11 protein-coding genes are annotated in these 16,312 nt (G+C 70.2%); 9 read left to right on the top strand and 2 right to left on the bottom strand.

Annotated elements, in window-relative coordinates:
• Nucleotides 1–72: 72 nt before the first annotated feature.
• The 3 genes from EV375_RS05065 (at nucleotide 73) to EV375_RS05055 (ending at nucleotide 3,876) form a co-directional block, all read left to right on the top strand.
• Nucleotides 73–651, top strand: coding sequence for a TerD family protein (locus tag EV375_RS05065; RefSeq protein WP_130298379.1), 579 nt, complete (start codon nucleotides 73–75; stop codon nucleotides 649–651).
• Nucleotides 652–732: 81 nt separating this feature from the next.
• Entirely contained in the window at nucleotides 733–2,688 is a 1,956-nt protein-coding gene (locus EV375_RS05060) for a TerD family protein (protein ID WP_130298378.1), read from the top strand.
• 231 nt (nucleotides 2,689–2,919) lie between these two features.
• Nucleotides 2,920–3,876, top strand: a complete 957-nt coding sequence (locus tag EV375_RS05055; RefSeq protein WP_130298377.1) for a TerC family protein — start codon at nucleotides 2,920–2,922, stop codon at nucleotides 3,874–3,876.
• Between the two features lie 72 nt (nucleotides 3,877–3,948).
• On the opposite strand, the gene EV375_RS05050 is transcribed toward EV375_RS05055, so the two are convergent.
• Nucleotides 3,949–7,221: a phosphodiester glycosidase family protein gene (locus EV375_RS05050; protein WP_130301614.1), complete on the bottom strand. Its 3,273-nt coding sequence runs from the start codon at nucleotides 7,219–7,221 to the stop codon at nucleotides 3,949–3,951.
• A 564-nt stretch (nucleotides 7,222–7,785) separates the two neighbouring features.
• Here EV375_RS05050 and EV375_RS05045 point away from each other — a divergent pair.
• Genes EV375_RS05045 through EV375_RS05035 form a run of 3 tightly spaced genes read left to right on the top strand, consistent with a single transcriptional unit; the run spans nucleotide 7,786 to nucleotide 9,257 of the window.
• Entirely contained in the window at nucleotides 7,786–8,127 is a 342-nt protein-coding gene (locus EV375_RS05045) for an ArsR/SmtB family transcription factor (protein WP_055485418.1), read from the top strand.
• A gap of 3 nt (nucleotides 8,128–8,130) precedes the next feature.
• Entirely contained in the window at nucleotides 8,131–8,637 is a 507-nt protein-coding gene (locus EV375_RS05040) for an SRPBCC family protein (protein WP_130298376.1), read from the top strand.
• A complete protein-coding gene (locus tag EV375_RS05035) occupies nucleotides 8,637–9,257 on the top strand; it encodes a dihydrofolate reductase family protein (protein WP_130298375.1) in 621 nt (206 codons plus the stop codon). Before EV375_RS05040 ends, EV375_RS05035 begins: the two co-directional genes overlap by 1 nt.
• 73 nt (nucleotides 9,258–9,330) lie before the next feature.
• On the opposite strand, the gene uvrA is transcribed toward EV375_RS05035, so the two are convergent.
• Nucleotides 9,331–12,282, bottom strand: a complete 2,952-nt coding sequence (uvrA, locus tag EV375_RS05030; protein ID WP_130298374.1) for an excinuclease ABC subunit UvrA — start codon at nucleotides 12,280–12,282, stop codon at nucleotides 9,331–9,333.
• Nucleotides 12,283–12,488: 206 nt separating this feature from the next.
• Here uvrA and EV375_RS05025 point away from each other — a divergent pair, with 206 nt between their 5' ends.
• From EV375_RS05025 to uvrC, 3 genes are all read left to right on the top strand, one after another.
• On the top strand, nucleotides 12,489–13,220 hold the full coding sequence (locus EV375_RS05025) for a maleylpyruvate isomerase family mycothiol-dependent enzyme (RefSeq protein WP_130298373.1): 732 nt from the start codon (nucleotides 12,489–12,491) through the stop codon (nucleotides 13,218–13,220).
• Between the two features lie 163 nt (nucleotides 13,221–13,383).
• A complete protein-coding gene (locus EV375_RS05020) occupies nucleotides 13,384–14,040 on the top strand; it encodes an MBL fold metallo-hydrolase (RefSeq protein WP_130298372.1) in 657 nt (218 codons plus the stop codon).
• Nucleotides 14,041–14,225: 185 nt separating this feature from the next.
• Nucleotides 14,226–16,268, top strand: coding sequence for an excinuclease ABC subunit UvrC (uvrC, locus tag EV375_RS05015; protein ID WP_130298371.1), 2,043 nt, complete (start codon nucleotides 14,226–14,228; stop codon nucleotides 16,266–16,268).
• Nucleotides 16,269–16,312 lie beyond the last annotated feature (44 nt).

The raw sequence follows: 16,312 nt of genomic DNA, 5'->3' as shown, positions 1-16,312 counted from the left end.
TGCATGCGTAGGGTCGGAGCGTGACCGCCATCGCAAGCGGGATGGCAGCGGAAAGTCGAGAGGGGTAAGCACGTGTCGGTGAACTTGTCCAAGGGACAGGCCATCAGTCTGCAGAAGAACGACGGAGGCAGCCTGTCGGCAGTGCGGATGGGTCTCGGCTGGCAGTCAGCCCCGCGCCGCGGCCTCTTCGGCAAGCGCAGCAAGGAGATCGACCTCGACGCCTCAGCGGTGCTCTTCGCGGGCACGGAACCCAAGGACGTGGTCTTCTTCCGGCACCTGGTGAGCGACGACGGCTCCGTCAGGCACACCGGCGACAACCTCGTCGGCGGTGCCGGCCAGGGCGGCGACGACGAGGCGATCACGGTCGACCTGCAGCGCGTCCCGGTCCACATCGACCAGATCGTCTTCACGGTCAACTCCTTCACGGGGCAGACCTTCGAAGAGGTGGAGAACGCCTTCTGCCGCCTGGTCGACGAGACCAACGGCGAGGAACTGGCGCGGTACACGCTGACCGGCGGCGGCCGGTACACGGCGCAGATCATGGCCAAGGTGCACCGGCAGGGCAACGGCTGGCAGATGACGGCCCTCGGCGCACAGGCCAACGGGCGTACGTTCCAGGACCTGATGCCCGCGCTGGTGCCCCACCTCTGAGCCCGCGGCGGCAGGCAGCAAGGGGGCGCGGCCGCAGCCGCGGAGGCGGCCGTCGCCGGACGGGAAGACTTGGGGGAGAGGATGACGGCCGACCTGGTACGGGGGCAGAACCATCCCTTGCCCGGAGTCCGCCTGGAGATCCGGGTGTCGGTGGAGCGGCCGGTCATCGCCGGCGCGACGCTGAACGACGAGCACGGCAGGATGCGGGAAGAGACGTGGACAGCTCATCCCGCCCGGCCGCAGCTGCCCGGACTTGAGGTGTCCCGGCAGGCCGCGGCCGAACACCGGCTCGCTGTCGATCTCGGAGCCCTGCCGGACGAAGTGCACCGCGTCAACGTGCTGCTCGCTCTGCCCGCGGGGGCGGAGGGGCCGTCCCGGTTCGGGGAGCTCGCGCCCCCGTCCGTGACCGTGACCGAACTCGGCGGGGACGGGATCGCGAACTGCACGCTCACCGGGCTCGACGCCGAGTCCGCCGTCCTCGCATTGGAGCTCTACCGCCGCCAGGGCAGCTGGAAGGTGCGCGCCGTCGGGCAGGGCTACGCCGGCGGGCTCTCCGCGATGCTCGCCGATCAAGGACTCGCCCGCGCCCAGGAGTTGGCCGCGACGATCAACGAGACGGTCGCGGCGGGCCGCGCACGGTCCGTCCCTCCGCCCCCGCCCCGGACGGATGAGGAGCGCTCCGGCGAAGCCACCGTCGGCGGTGCGAGAGGCGTCACCGGGCCGGGCGCGGCAGGGGCCGCGCCCGGCGGCCGCATCAGCTACCGGCATCCCGACCGCGCGGCACCGCCGCCCTCCCAGCCGCCGTGCCCCGCCGGGGAATCCTCCCCTGGGCCCACGCCCACCGCGGCCGGCGTCGGCGGCGGCAATGGTCCGTCTGTCCCGGTCGCCGGCGACGCCAACGGCTGGAGCATGGACGAGCGGCTCTACAACCAGGTCTGGGACATGTTCGAGGACCTGGCCCGCACGGTCGCCGCCTACCGCTCCGCCGTCGATTTCGCCGAGTCGCGCATGGAGCAGGAGCTGGACAAGGTGCTCTCGGACCCGCGGACCCGCGTGGGCCCCACCGCCGACGCGGCGCGCGACGAGGCACGCTCCAGGCAGGCCCGGCTCGTCCAGCAGGCCCGTGAGGTGCTCGACCGCGATCTGCAGCAGTTGTGCGCCGAGGCCGATGTCGTCGAGCCCGCGCTCCCGCCCCCGTACGCCCGTTGGGACAACCCGGTCTGGCACGGCTACCGTCCGCCCACGCGAACGCCGATGGCGATGCGCCTGGGTGACCTGTGCCTTCCCGAGAGCGCCGGCCTGCGGATCCCGATGCTGGTGCGCCTTCCGCTGGAGCGGGGCCTGTGGATCGACAGCGGCCGGAGCGGCCAGGCCGGCTCGTCCGCGACCGGTCCGGCGGCGGCCTCCGTCCTCGGTTCGGACGAGCTGCGTCGGCTTGCCGCCGAGACCGCGACCGCCGTCGCCGCACGCTTCGCGGCGGCTTATCCCGCGGGCGAGGTCACGCTCCACGTCATCGACCCGGCCGGCTCGGCATCGGCCGCGCTCGCGCCGCTCGTCGAGAGCGGGGTACTGCAGGGGCGGCCGGCAGCCGGTGCCGCGGGAGTGAGCACGGTGCTGGAGGCACTCACCCGGCGCGTCGACCTGGTGCAGATGGCGGTTCGCAGCCGCGCCACCGACGCCCTGCCCGCCGACATCGACATGGCCGAACAGCTCCTCCTCGTGCACGACTTCCCGCACGGGTTCGACGACCGTGCAGTCACGCAGCTGCGCTACCTCGCAGACGAAGGCCCCTCCGTCGGGGTGCATCTGCTGATGGTCGCCGACGCCGAAGACGCCCGGGCCTACGGCCCGGTGCTCTCGCCGCTGTGGCGGGCGCTGCTGCGCATCACGCCCGTACCGGACGATCACCTGGCCGACCCGTGGGTCGGTCACCACTGGACGTACGAGCCTCCGCTCGTGCCGCACGGAAGTCAGGTGGTTTCGCAGGTGCTGAGCCGGGTCGCATCCGCGGGGCGCACTCGCAGGACGGGCGGCTGACACGAGGTCAGGCTCCCGAAGCCGCCCCCTGACCAGCGACTCTTTACGTTTCCTTGGTGTTGCTTTACTATTCTTTGCGCGGAGGGGAGTACTCCCAGCAACCAGCGGCGTACCCGTCAATACGGGCCGGATGTGACCGGCCCCGGGGCGTCGGCCGGCCGGCACATTCGGTGCCCGCCAGGTGGAGGAGACCTCCGGCCGATGTGTGCACGCGAGCCGGAGGATGAGCACATGGATGTCTCCCTGAATGTCTGGGCACTGACGATCGTGGGCCTCTGCGCCCTCATCGCGGTCGACTTCTTCATCGGCGGCCGCAAGCCGCACGAGGTCTCCCTCAAGGAGGCCGGGGCCTGGACGACGGTCTGGATCGTCCTGGCCGGCATCTTCGGGCTGGGGCTGTGGCTCTTCGGGACGAGCGAGGCGTCCGGTGAGTTCTTCGCCGGATTCCTCACCGAGAAGTCGCTCAGCGTCGACAACCTCTTCGTCTTCGTCCTCATCATGACGAAGTTCGCCGTGCCTTCGATCTACCAGCAGCGCGTGCTGATGGTGGGCGTCCTGATCGCGCTGGTGCTCCGGGCAGTCTTCATCGCCGCAGGCGCCGCGATGATCTCGGCCTTCTCGTGGATCTTCTTCGTCTTCGGCGCGTTCCTCATCTGGACGGCCTGGAAGCTCATCCAGGAGGCCCGTCAGGACAACGAGGAGGAGTACGAGGAGAACCGCTTCATGAAGATGGTGGAGCGGCGCTTCCCCTCGACCGACCAGTACCACGGCACCAAGCTCTTCATCGTCGAGAACGGCAAGCGGCTGATGACGCCGATGCTGATCGTGATGCTGGCCATCGGCTCGACGGACGTCCTCTTCGCGCTCGACTCCATCCCGGCGATCTTCGGCCTGACCCAGGACCCGTACATCGTCTTCACGGCCAACGCCTTCGCACTCATGGGTCTGCGTCAGCTGTACTTCCTCATCGGCGGCCTGCTGAAGAAGCTGGTGCACCTGTCGTACGGCCTGTCGGTCATCCTCGGGTTCATCGGCGTCAAGCTCGTGCTCCATGCGCTGCACGAGGCCGGTGTGCATGTGCCGGAGATCAGCATTCCTGTCTCGCTGGGCGTCATCGGCGGGGTCCTTGTCGTCACGACCATCACGAGTCTCGCGGCCACGCGCGGCAAGAAGGACGTCGAGGTCTGAGCCCTGCCCGGCTCGCGGGCGCACCGGGCAGTGCCCGGTGCGCCCGTCCCGGTCGGGCCGGTCGTCCCGGGGTCAGCGGGTGATCCTCACCTGCCTCTCCGTCCGCTTGCCGGCCACCTCGACGCTGAGTGTGACGAGGCCGGGCCGGTGAGCGGTGAGCGTGCCGGTCCGCGGGTCGTACGAAGCGGAGCAGCGGACCCTCGTGTCGTCCGCGGCGGTACGGCCGCCGGCGATGCAGAGGTTGCCGGAGCCCGACCAGTCCGCGCTCAGCGGCCAGGCCACCGGCACCTTCCGCGCCGACTCGCCCTCCCCCTGCGTGACGGTGGCAGCGGCGCGGGCCGACTCACCGAGCGGCAGCCGGTCCGGCGCCTCCATCGTGAGGCCGTCCACGTGCGCGACGGTTTGTGCGGCGAGCCAGTCCCCGGCGTGCCGCGGTGCGTCCCGGTCGACTCCCAGCATCGACCAGCCCGTGAAGCCGCCGCGGGAGGCCGGAGTGGCGGGTGACTTCCCGGAGTTGCCGTTGACCAGGTACGGGACGCCGTCGACCCGCGAGGCGTCGAAGGCGCCCGCGTGTGCGCCGACGAACGCAGCCCCCTTGCCAGTGCTGGTGCGGAAGTCGCCCAGCCAGTCCTCCAGCAGGTCGGCCTCCATGCGGTCCGTCAGCCGGCTCGCCTGCTGACCAGTCGGGTCCCGGGGCGGCACGTGCTGCACGACTGCCACGGACGAGACCGAAGGGTCGTCCTCCGCGTCGTCCAACTGCCGTCGCAGCTCCTGGAGTTGCTCGTATCCGCCGCCGCGCACCGTCAGGGACGAGGTGTCGAGCGTGATGAACCGGGTGCCCTTGTGGTCGAACGTGCGCTGCGCCGGGCCGAATTCGGCGGTGAAGTTCGCGATGCTGCCGCCCATCACCTCGTGATTCCCCGGCACGTAGTACCAGTCGACGGCGTCTCCCAGCTCCTCCTCCAGCACACGACGGGCGAAGCTCAGGTCCTCCTTCGACCCCTCGTCGACCAGGTCGCCGTTGATGATGACGAAGTCCGGTGACGCCGCGCGGATCTCCCTCAGAGTGCGCCGTGCCTGCCGTACGACGGCGCTGTCGGGATCGCGGGCCACGAACTGCGCGTCGGACATCACCGCGAAGCGCCAGTCGCGGCCCGCGACGTCGGCCGCCGTCGAGATCAGCGGGTCTTGCGGGCGCTCGGCCTCCGGCAGGTCCACGTCGGGCGGAATCCGGGCCATCAGCTCGTCCAGGACGACCTCACCGGTGTACTGCTCTGCGGGCCTGGTCTCGGCGAGGTAGAAACGGTGCAGCCGCAGCGGGTAGTTGACGCTCCCGGGGACCTCGAAGGTGACCTGCTGCCAGCCCGCCTCGGTGAGGTGTGCACCCCGCAGCACCTGGTCGGTCCCGTTCGCGTCCTTCAGATGCAGCGAGGGCCACGCGCCCTTGCCGTCGCTCTTGATCCACATGGTGAAGCTCTGCGGCTGCCCGGCTACGGGCACCGCTTCCGGCGGAGTCGCGTACGCGGCGCGGGTGGCGGTCGAACGGCTGAAGTCGTACGTCATTTTCAGCCCTGTGCCGTCCTTGCCGTCCGGGACGGCCGAGAGTGATCCCTCGGCACGGGCTGCGCTGAACTTCCACTCCGCGGCGTCGTCGAAGCCGGCGGTCCGCTCGTCGTGCAGACCGACCGTGACGGCGAGTTGCGTGGTGCGGCCCTTGACGTCGACGGTGACGACGCCGGACGCCGACTCCTGTCCCGGCCTTGCCTTCACGGTGAAGCCGCCGCGGGCCTCGTCCGGTGAGATGGAGAACAGCGAACGGTCGTACCGCAGGCGGGCGTCGGCCGGCTCCACGGGGGCGCTGGTGCCCTCGGCGTCGAAGCCGACGATGCCGAACGAGCCTTCGGCGCCGCCGTCGGCCAGCCCGACGCGTTCGCTGGTGGGGCGGATGCGGTCCAGTTCGCCGACGACGGACAGCTGAGCCGATCCCCGCGCGTGGCCCCGCTGTGCGGTGACCCGCGTCGAGCCCGTGCGGCGGGCGTGGAAGACACCCTCGTCGTCGACCCGTCCGACGCCGGGCCTGGAGGCCGACCAGTGCGGGGTGCCCTCGGCCGGGCCGTAGGACTCGTCGTAGCCGGCGGCGGTCAACTTCCTTGTCAGGCCCTGGAAGACGCGGTCCGGGTGGCCGACGGGCATGTTGTCGGCCGTTGGCGCGGAGGCAGGGTCGGCCGCCGTCTCCACCCAGAAGTGCTTGAGCGCTCCGCTGCCCGCCGGGGAGGTCAGTGCCACGCCGTTGGGCACCTCACGCTCTTCTCCGTCGGACGGCGCGTTCTCCAACTGAAGGTCATCGGAGCCCGGTTCGCGCGCGAGGAGGGTGGAGGAGCCGCCACCGTCGAGGTTGAGCGCGTTGTAGGCGCCCAAGTCCTTCATCATCAGGGCGAGTTCGGTGAGGGTCACCCCGCCGGACGCCGCCTGGCGTCCGTCCACCGACATCACGTGCATCGTCGACCCGTCCTTGGAGAAGCCGACGGCTGTGCGCGGTGCCGTCGCGTTGTTCGGCCGCCCCTCCCAGTCCTGGGGCTCGCCGTCCACGACGAGCAGGCCACGCCCGCCGGTCGCCGTGCGGGGGACGGGGCTGCCGTCGTCCGTCCGCATGTGGTACTCGAGCGAGACCCGGTCGCCCACTTCCAGTCCGTCGAGTGTCTTCGCACCGGTGTCCCGGCCGACCAGAACGGTGGTGCCCTCGGCGATCGGGCCACTGCCGGGCTCTTCGAGGACGCGGCTGACCCGGCCGTGCCGCACGAGCACCTCGGTGGATTCGGGGTCGCTGTCGGTGGTGAGTGCCCGGTCGGCCTTGCCCCACCGGGAGTTGTACGCGCCGATGCCGTCCTCGGGCACGTTGGCGGCGTTGTAGGCGGCCAGCGGCTGCTTGCCGCCGGGCAGGGTGAGGGTGCCCTCGAAGTAGAGCGAGAGGATCCGGCCCGCCGCGTCCGGCCCGAAGCCGAGGGCATCGCTGTTGCCGGCGGCGGGGGAGTGGGCCACCTTGCCGTTCCGCACGCCGGGGCCGAGCGGCGCCCCGGTCTCGTCGATGTCGAAGAAGTCGGCGTTGAAGGCCGCGACGGTACGGCGGCCCTTGCCCGGGTCGTGGTTCTCGGCCTGCTCGCTGAGCGGTTGACGGGTGGAGACCTCGCCGCTGGAGAGGTAGTCCGCGCGGGTGCCGCCGTCGCTGCTGCTTCCGAGATCCACGCTGAGGGCGTCCGCCCGCAGCCACTTGTCCGACTCCAGCCGCTGGAAGGACGTGAGCCGGGCACCGGGTGCGACCGGCCGGCTGGTGCGGGAGAGCTCCATGCCGTCGCCGTCGGGGATGCCCGCCGGAGCGGCAGTTGTCGCCGCGGCCTGTGCTGCCGCTGCCTGGGCCGCACCGGTCCGTGCGGCCACGGACGGAGCGGGAGCGGAGGCCTGGGCCGCATTCGCCGCAACCGGCTGAACGGCCGTCAGAAATGAAAGAGCGGTCACTGCGGGAAGCAGCGACCGGGCGAGGACTCTTCTGCGTACGTTTACTCGTATCACAACATCCCCTGTAAACACGGGTGTTCCATGCGCTTCTGCGCACAGCGCCGCAAAGGGTCCCAGCGGTGGACGGGCCGCACCAGACGCCGGGAGGAAATTCGAACAACAGGTGTAAACCACCAACCCACCGTCTGTGAGGCGCAGTTGAGAGATGAGCAGCCGCGCACCGCGTCCGGCCTGCGGTATCCACCGGAGGCCTCCCCGGCCCTGCCGCACGGTGCGAAGCCGTACGGGAGCGACGAGCGGCTGCGGGAGTTCGCGGAACGGCACCACGCGGCGTTTCCGAACGGCGCGGATTCAGCTCCACTAGTCACATGCCGATATGGGCATATGATGGCGACCATGGCACGAGCAGCGACGACGTCGGACGTCTTCAACGCGATCGCCGAGCCGCAGCGCCGGGAGATCCTGGTGCTGCTGCGGGCGGGTGAGCGGCCGGTGACCGAGCTGGCGCGGGAGCTGAGGATGACCCAGCCGCGGGCGTCCAAACACCTTCGGGTGCTCCGGGAGGTCGGGTTGGTGCGGGACCGCAGGGCCGGCAAGCAGCGGCTGTACGGCCTTGACGCCCGCGGGCTGCGGCCGGTCCACGAGTGGACCGGCGGGTTCGAGCGGTTCTGGAACGAGAGCTTCGACCGGCTGGAGGAGTACGTGCAGGACCTGAAGCAGGCAAGGCAGGAGGAGTAGCTGATGAGTGAGACGGGAAGAGGATCGCCCGCGCAGTCCGCGACGGCCGACCGCGAGATCGTCATCTCCCGGGTCATCGAGGCCCCACGGGAGCTGGTGTTCGAGGCGTTCACCGAGGTGCGGCACCTGTCACGGTGGTGGGGGCCGAAGGGGTTCACCACCACCACGCGGGCGTTCGAGTTCCGTGTCGGCGGGGAGTGGGACTTCGTGATGCACGGACCGGACGGGACCGACTACACCGAGTGGATCTCCTGGACCGAGATCGCCCCGCCGGAGCGGATCGCGCTGATCCACGGTGAGTCCCAGGGCGACCCGAACGCCTTCGAGTCGGTCCTGACGTTCGCACGCGACGGTGCGGCGACCCGGATCGAAATGCGCACGGTCTTCCCCACCAAGGAGCAGCGCGACGAGGCGGTCGAGAAATACCGCGCGATCGAGGGCGGCCGGCAGACCCTGAGCAGCCTGGCTGACTACGTCACCGAGATCGTTCGGAAGGGAGCGGAGGGCTGATGGCCGGGAAGGTCTTCTTCAGCGTGTCGATGTCCCTGGACGGGTTCATCGCACCCGAGTCCTCAGAGGACTTGATGGGGCAGCAGTGGATGGAACTGCAGCAGTGGCTCTTCCCCCAGCGGTTCATCCGGGAGAACCTGAAGCTCGGCGAGGGCGGCGAGGAGGGGCGCGACAACGACATCGTGCGGGAGACGTTCGAGCGCACCGGCGCGAGCGTCATGGGCAAGCGCATGTTCGACGCCGGCGAGCAGGCATGGCCGGAGGAGGCGCCGTTCCACACGCCGGTCTTCGTCGTGACGCACGAGAAGCGCGAACCCTGGGAGCGGCCGGGCGGGACCACCTTCCACTTCGTCAACGACGGCATCGAGTCCGCGCTCGACCAGGCCCGCGATGCCGCCGGCGCCCGCGACGTCCGCATCGCGGGCGGCGGCGCGACGATCCTGGAGTACGTGAACGCCGGCCTGATCGACGAGTTCTCCATCGCGCTGTCGCCCGTGCTGTTCGGCTCCGGAATCCGCTTGTTCGAGGGCGTGGACGCGGGCCGCGTGGCCCTGGAGCCGCTCCGCGCAGAGCCCTCCCCGAGGGTGACGCACCTGACCTACGCCGTCCGGGAGCGGTAGGCGGACGGCGCACGACACCGCGCCGCGAGGAAATTCAGGTGTGACGCTTCTGCGTCGCCTGGGGTGTGACGCCCTACCGCTTCTTCATCGGCGCCCTCTTCCGCGCGCCGGTGCCGCCGGTGCCGCCGGACGGGGACTTGCGCGTAGCGGCCGGCGATGCGTCGCTCACCCGGTCACCCAGCACGTCCCGCAGGAACTTCCCCGTGTGGCTCGCAGGAATCGCCGCCACCTGTTCCGGGGAGCCCTCGGCGACCACCAGGCCACCGCCGTACCCGCCCTCGGGGCCCATGTCCACGACCCAGTCCGCGGTCTTGATGACGTCCAGGTTGTGCTCGATGACGATGACCGTGTTGCCCTTGTCGACCAGCCCGTCCAGTACGGAGATGAGCTTGCGGATGTCCTCGAAGTGCAGGCCCGTCGTGGGCTCGTCGAGCACGTACACGGTGCGCCCCGTGGAGCGCTTCTGCAGCTCGCTGGCCAGCTTCACGCGCTGAGCCTCACCGCCGGAGAGCGTCGGGGCGGGCTGCCCGAGCCGCACGTAACCCAGCCCCACGTCGTTGAGCGTCCGCAGATGGCGGGCGATGGCGGGCACCGCCGCGAAGAACTCGGTCGCCTGCTCGATGGGCATCTCCAGCACCTCGGAGATGTTCTTGCCCTTGTAGTGGACCTCCAGCGTCTCGCGGTTGTAGCGCGCGCCGTGGCAGACCTCGCACGGGACGAACACGTCCGGCAGGAAGTTCATCTCGATCTTGATCGTGCCGTCGCCGGAGCAGTTCTCGCACCGCCCGCCCTTGACGTTGAAGGAGAAGCGCCCCGGCTGGTAGCCGCGCACCTTCGCCTCCGTCGTCTCCGCGAAGAGCCGGCGCACATGGTCGAAGACCCCTGTGTACGTCGCCGGGTTGGAGCGCGGAGTGCGGCCGATGGGTGACTGGTCGACGTGCACGACCTTGTCCACCAGGTCGTCGCCGTCGACGCGGGTGTGCCGGCCGGGCACCGACTTGGCGTTGTTCAGCTCCCGGGCAAGGTGGGTGTAGAGGATGTCGTTGACGAGGGTCGACTTGCCCGAGCCCGAGACGCCGGTCACCGCCGTGAGCACGCCGAGTGGGAAGGACACGTCGATGTCGCGGAGGTTGTTCTCGCGTGCACCGCGCACCGTCAGCTGCCGCTCGGCATCGGCCGGCCTGCGCATCTGCGGCAGCGGAATGCTCTTCCTCCCGGCAAGGTAGTCGCCGGTGACGGAATCGGACGTCTCCAGCAGCTCCTTCATCGGACCGCTGTGCACGACCTTGCCGCCGTGCTCGCCCGCGCCGGGGCCGATGTCCACGACCCAGTCGGATGCCTTGATGGTGTCCTCGTCGTGCTCGACGACGATCAGCGTGTTGCCCAGGTCCCGCAGCCGCACCAGCGTCTCGATCAGCCGGTGGTTGTCGCGCTGGTGCAGCCCGATCGACGGTTCGTCCAGCACGTACAGCACACCCACCAGGCCCGAACCGATCTGCGTGGCAAGGCGGATGCGCTGTGCCTCCCCGCCGGAGAGTGTCCCGGCCGCGCGGTTGAGCGTGAGGTAGTCGAGACCGACGTCGACGAGGAAACGCAGTCGCTCGTTGACCTCCTTCAGGACCCGCTCGGCGATCTTCTTGTCCCTGTCGCTGAGGGTCATCTCCCGCAGGAAGTCGGCGCATTCACTGATCGACATCGCCGAGATCTCGGCGATCGACTTCCCCTGCATCGTCACCGCGAGCACGATCGGCTTCAGCCGCGTGCCCTCACAGGTGGGGCAGGGCACCTCGCGCATGTACCCCTCGAAGCGCTCCCGGCTGCTGTCGGTCTCCGCCTCCTGGTGCCGCCGCTTGACGAAGGGCACGACGCCCTCGAACGCCGTGGTGTAGGCCCGCTCCCGCCCGTACCGGTTGCGGTAGCGCACCTCGATCTGCGTCTTGTGCCCGTACAGCAGTGCCTTCTTGGCCCGCTGCGGCAGCCCGGCCCACGGGATGTCCGTACGGAAGCCGAGGGCGTCCGCGAGCGCACCGATGAGGCGGCCGAAGTAGTCCCGCGTGTGCCCGTGCGACCAGGGGTGCAGAGCACCTTCGTCGAGCGACTTCTCCTCGTCCGGGACGATCAGCTCGGCGTCGACCTCCATGCGCGTGCCGATCCCGGTGCAGTCCGGGCAGGCGCCGAAGGGGGAGTTGAAGGAGAAGGTGCGCGGCTCGAGCTCCTCGAACGACAGGTCGTCATACGGGCAGTAGAGGTGTTCGGAGAACATCCGCTCGCGCTGGGGGTCGTCCTCGTCCAGGTCGACGAAGTCGAGGATGACCATCCCGCCGGAGAGGCCGAGCGCCGTCTCGACGGAGTCCGTCAGCCGCCGCTTCGCGCCCTCCTTCACGGTGAGCCGGTCGACGACGACCTCGATCGTGTGCTTCTCCTGCTTCTTCAGCTTCGGCGGTTCGGAGAGCTGGATCGTCTGCCCGTCCACGCGCGCCCTGCTGTAGCCCTTCGTCTGAAGCTCGTTGAAGAGATCCACGAACTCGCCCTTGCGCTCGCGCACCAGTGGGGAGAGCACCTGGAAGCGGCTGCCGGGCTCCAGACCCAGCACCTTGTCCACGATGGCCTGCGGCGACTGACGGGTGATGGGCCGGCCGCACTCCGGGCAGTGGGGCTTGCCGATGCGGGCGAAGAGCAGCCGGAGGTAGTCGTAGACCTCGGTGATCGTGCCGACCGTCGAGCGCGGGTTGCGCGAGGTCGACTTCTGGTCGATGGAGACCGCGGGGGAGAGGCCTTCGATGAAGTCCACATCCGGCTTGTCCATCTGGCCGAGGAACTGCCGGGCGTATGCGGACAGTGACTCGACGTAGCGGCGCTGGCCCTCGGCGAAGATCGTGTCGAATGCGAGGGAGGACTTGCCCGACCCCGACAGACCGGTGAAGACGATGAGCGAGTCGCGCGGGAGGTCGACCGAGACATTCCGGAGATTGTGCTCGCGAGCGCCACGGACAAGGAGACGGTCAGAGGCCACGCCGGTTGGCACCTTTCGTGTGAGAAGCAGGGTGCCCCGACTGCGCAGGAGCCCCCCGCTCAAGACTAGAGGCGGTGCCGCCCGAGTGTGTCCGGACAGGGCAGGTACCGCCCTCAGAGCTTATAGTACGTGTATTCGATTCTGGCCCTCCCCTGTGGGAAGTTCCGCAGTCCGCGCCGTCTTCCACCCGAAGGAGTGGCACGGCTAGCTTGGGGATCATGACCCAGCCAGCGAACCCCGCCGCATCCGTTCCCGACCCCGCCGCCGACGCCGCTGCCCTGCGCGCCGCCACCGGCCGGCTGCTCGCGGCCGTCGAGCAACTCGACGACGCCACCGCGTCCAAGCCCTCGCTGCTTCCCGGCTGGACCCGCGGCCATGTGCTGGCCCATGTCGCCCGCAACGCGGACGCCCTGCTCAACACGCTGGCCGCGCGGCCCATGTACGCAAGCGCCGAGAGCCGCGACGCCGACATCGAGCGTGACGCGCACCGGACCGTCGCCGAACACCTCGTCGACCTGCGCGAGAGCGCGGCCCGTCTCGACGGCGCCTTCGGCGCGCAGCGCGACTCCGACTGGGAACGGACCGTGGAGCTGCGTAACGGTGTGACGGACCACGCGTATTCCCTGCCCTTCCGCCGCTGGATCGAGGTGGAGCTCCACCACGTCGACCTCGGCGTCGGTTACGCCGTGGACGATCTGCCCGCGACGTTCATCGAGCGTGAACTGGCCACCATGGCACGGCGCTTCGCCGGACACCCCGGGATCGCCGAGCCGGTCGAACTCCGCACGGAGGACGGCGTCGTCTGGCACACGGGCGCACCCGGCGGCGACTCCGCCAAGCCGCTGGTCGTCGCCGGCAGCCCGACCGACCTCGTCGCCTGGCTCACCGGCCGCAGCACCGGCTCCGGGCTCTCCGCGAGCGCCCCGCTGCCCGCGCTGCCGGCTCTCTAGCGTGCAGGGGCGGGGTCCCCGCCCCTGCCTTGGCGACCCCGCCTCGCCCCGGCCCGGCCCCGCGTCGCACCGCCCCGGCCCCCGCGCCGCACACCGCATGTCCCCGTATCCGCCACGCCTCCGCTCTGGCGCCCGCCCGCGGGGCACGGCCTAGGGTGTCCCCATGGCTTACACCGGAGAGGTGCAGGTCGGGGGACCTGCCGACGTGCACGAGCTGACCGACTTGATGATCTCCAAGGTCGCGGTCGGCCCCATGAACAACAACGCCTACCTGCTGCGCTGCCGCAGAACCGGCGAACAGCTGCTGATCGACGCGGCCAACGAGCCGGAGACACTGCTCGAACTCATCGGCTCCGACGGCATCGCCTCCGTCGTCACCACCCACCGGCACGGCGACCACTGGCAGGCCCTCGCCCCCGTCGTCGAGGGCACGGGCGCCCGCACCTACGCGGGCCGCTACGACGCCGAGGGGATCCCGGTCGGCACGGACGTGCTCGTCGAGGACGGTGACACGGTGCGCGTCGGCGAGGTCGGGCTGACGGCTCGTCACCTCGTCGGCCACACACCCGGCTCCATCGCCCTCATCTACGACGACCCGCACGGGCATCCGCATCTGTTCACCGGCGACTGCCTCTTCCCCGGCGGCGTCGGCAACACCCATGACGACCCGGAGGCGTTCGCGAGTCTGCTGAACGACGTCGAGACCAAGCTCTTCGCCCAACTCCCGGACGAGACCTGGGTCTACCCCGGTCACGGAGGTGACACGACGCTCGGCGCCGAGCGCCCGCACCTCGGCGAATGGCGCGAGCGCGGCTGGTGACGGGACAAGCCCGCCCCTGACGCCGCGGCAGAAGCGCTGGAACGCGGCGCAAGGGGCCGCCTCCCGGAATCCGGGAAGGCGGCCCCTTCAGGCGTTCCCGGGCCCGCTCTCCGGGCCCGGGCCTGAGGGCTCCCGGCCGGAGGTGAGGCGAGGCGCTGTCACCGTACGGACGTAGGCTGTGCTGCATGGCAGACCCCTCCAGCTACCGCCCCGAACCGGGCGAGATCCCGGACTCACCGGGGGTCTACCGGTTCCGGGACGAGCACGGCCGCGTGATCTACGTAGGGAAGGCCAAGAGCCTGCGCCAGCGGCTCGCGAACTACTTCCAGGACCTCGCCGGTCTGCATGTACGCACCCGCACCATGGTCACCACGGCCGCGTCGGTGGAGTGGACGGTGGTCTCCACCGAGGTCGAGGCGCTCCAGCTGGAGTACTCCTGGATCAAGGAGTTCGCCCCCCGGTTCAACGTCAAGTACCGCGACGACAAGAGCTATCCGTCCCTCGCCGTCACCCTCAACGAGGAATATCCGCGGGTCCAGGTGATGCGCGGTCCGAAGAAGAAGGGCGTGCGCTACTTCGGTCCGTACGCACACGCCTGGGCGATCCGCGAGACCGTCGACCTGATGCTGCGTGCGTTTCCCGTACGCACCTGCTCCGCCGGTGTCTTCAAGCGCTCCGCCCAGATCGGCCGCCCCTGCCTTCTCGGGTACATCGGCAAGTGCGCCGCGCCCTGCGTCGGGCGGGTCAGCGCCGAGGAGCACCGCCAACTCGCCGAGGAGTTCTGCGACTTCGTCGCCGGGCACACCGGCTCGTACCTGCGCCGCCTGGAACGGGAGATGACGCAGGCGTCCGAGGAGATGGAGTACGAGAGGGCCGCGCGGCTTCGTGACGACATGGACGCCCTGAAGCGCGCCATGGAGAAGAGCGCCGTCGTCCTCACCGACGCCACCGACGCCGACCTCATCGCCGTCGCCGAGGACGAACTGGAGGCGGCGGTCCAGATCTTCCACGTGCGCGGCGGACGCGTGCGGGGCCAGCGCGGCTGGGTCACGGACAAGGTCGAGGAGATCGGCACACCCGAACTGGTCGAGCACGCGCTCCAGCAGCTCTACGGGGAGGAGAGCGGCGAGGGCGTCCCGAAGGAAGTGCTGGTTCCCGCGCTGCCCGACCCGCCGGAACCGGCCGCCCAGTGGCTCGGCGAGCGTCGCGGCAGCGCCGTCAGCCTGCGCGTACCGCAGCGCGGCGACAAGCGCGCCCTGATGGAGACGGTCGCACGCAACGCCCAGCAGGCCCTCGCCCTGCACAAGACCAAACGCGCCTCGGACCTCACGACGCGCTCGCGGGCCCTGGAGGAGATCGCCGAGAACCTCGGCCTCGACTCGGCGCCGCTGCGCATCGAGTGCTTCGACATCTCCCACTTCCAGGGCGACGACGTGGTCGCGTCCATGGTCGTCTTCGAGGACGGCCTCGCCCGCAAGAGCGAGTACCGCCGCTTCCAGATCAGGTCCGTCGCCGGCCAGGACGACGTCCGCTCGATGCACGAAGTGGTCAGCCGCCGCTTCCGCCGCTACCTCCTGGAGAAGCGGCGCACGGGGGAGTGGGGCGGCGACGGCGACGGCTCCGCGGAGGGCGAGGGCCCGGAGCCCGCCGAAGGGGAAGCGTCCCCGGAGCCCGAGGAGCGGGGAGAAGAGGTCGCCGGCACCGCGGGGCGCGACGAGGACGGCAGGCCGAAGAAGTTCGCCTACCCTCCCCAGCTCATCGTCGTGGACGGCGGCCGCCCTCAGGTCGCCGCCGCGCGCAGCGCCATGGACGAGCTGGGCATCGACGATGTCGCCGTCTGCGGGCTGGCCAAGCGGCTCGAAGAGGTCTGGCTGCCCGGCGAGGAGGACCCCGTCGTGCTGCCACGTACGAGTGAGGGCCTCTATCTCCTGCAGCGGGTCCGCGACGAGGCGCACCGTTTCGCGATCAGATATCAGCGCAGCAAACGCTCGAAGACGATGAAGGCGAGCCCGCTCGACGCGGTTCCGGGCCTCGGGGCGTCCCGCAAGCAGGCACTGCTGAAGCACTTCGGCTCCCTGAAGCGGCTCCGGGCGGCGCGCGTGGAGGAGATCTGCGAGGTGCCGGGTGTGGGCCGCAAGACGGCGGAGGCGGTCGCCGCGGCGCTCGTCACGAAGTCGTCCGGGGCGGCGGTGAACACAGCGACCGGTGAGATCGTTGAAGAAGAGTGAGCCACGAGTCCGGGGGGCGAACAGCATGAACGGTCAGCAGGAAC

The sequence above is a fragment of the Streptomyces sp. CNZ301 genome (assembly GCF_004217425.1).
Note: the sequence above shows the minus strand (reverse complement) of the source record. Positions and strands in the feature narration are given on the sequence as shown.

Bases quoted from the DNA above. Each gene is read 5' to 3' on its own strand.
- EV375_RS05020 (WP_130298372.1), top strand. From the start codon at position 13,384: ATGGCTTACACCGGAGAGGTGCAGGTCGGGGGACCTGCCGACGTGCAC.
- uvrC (WP_130298371.1), top strand. From the start codon at position 14,226: ATGGCAGACCCCTCCAGCTACCGCCCCGAACCGGGCGAGATCCCGGAC.
- EV375_RS05025 (WP_130298373.1), top strand. From the start codon at position 12,489: ATGACCCAGCCAGCGAACCCCGCCGCATCCGTTCCCGACCCCGCCGCC.
- EV375_RS05060 (WP_130298378.1), top strand. From the start codon at position 733: ATGACGGCCGACCTGGTACGGGGGCAGAACCATCCCTTGCCCGGAGTC.
- EV375_RS05045 (WP_055485418.1), top strand. From the start codon at position 7,786: ATGGCACGAGCAGCGACGACGTCGGACGTCTTCAACGCGATCGCCGAG.
- EV375_RS05035 (WP_130298375.1), top strand. From the start codon at position 8,637: ATGGCCGGGAAGGTCTTCTTCAGCGTGTCGATGTCCCTGGACGGGTTC.
- EV375_RS05040 (WP_130298376.1), top strand. From the start codon at position 8,131: ATGAGTGAGACGGGAAGAGGATCGCCCGCGCAGTCCGCGACGGCCGAC.
- EV375_RS05050 (WP_130301614.1), bottom strand. From the start codon at position 7,221: ATGGAGCTCTCCCGCACCAGCCGGCCGGTCGCACCCGGTGCCCGGCTC.
- EV375_RS05055 (WP_130298377.1), top strand. From the start codon at position 2,920: ATGGATGTCTCCCTGAATGTCTGGGCACTGACGATCGTGGGCCTCTGC.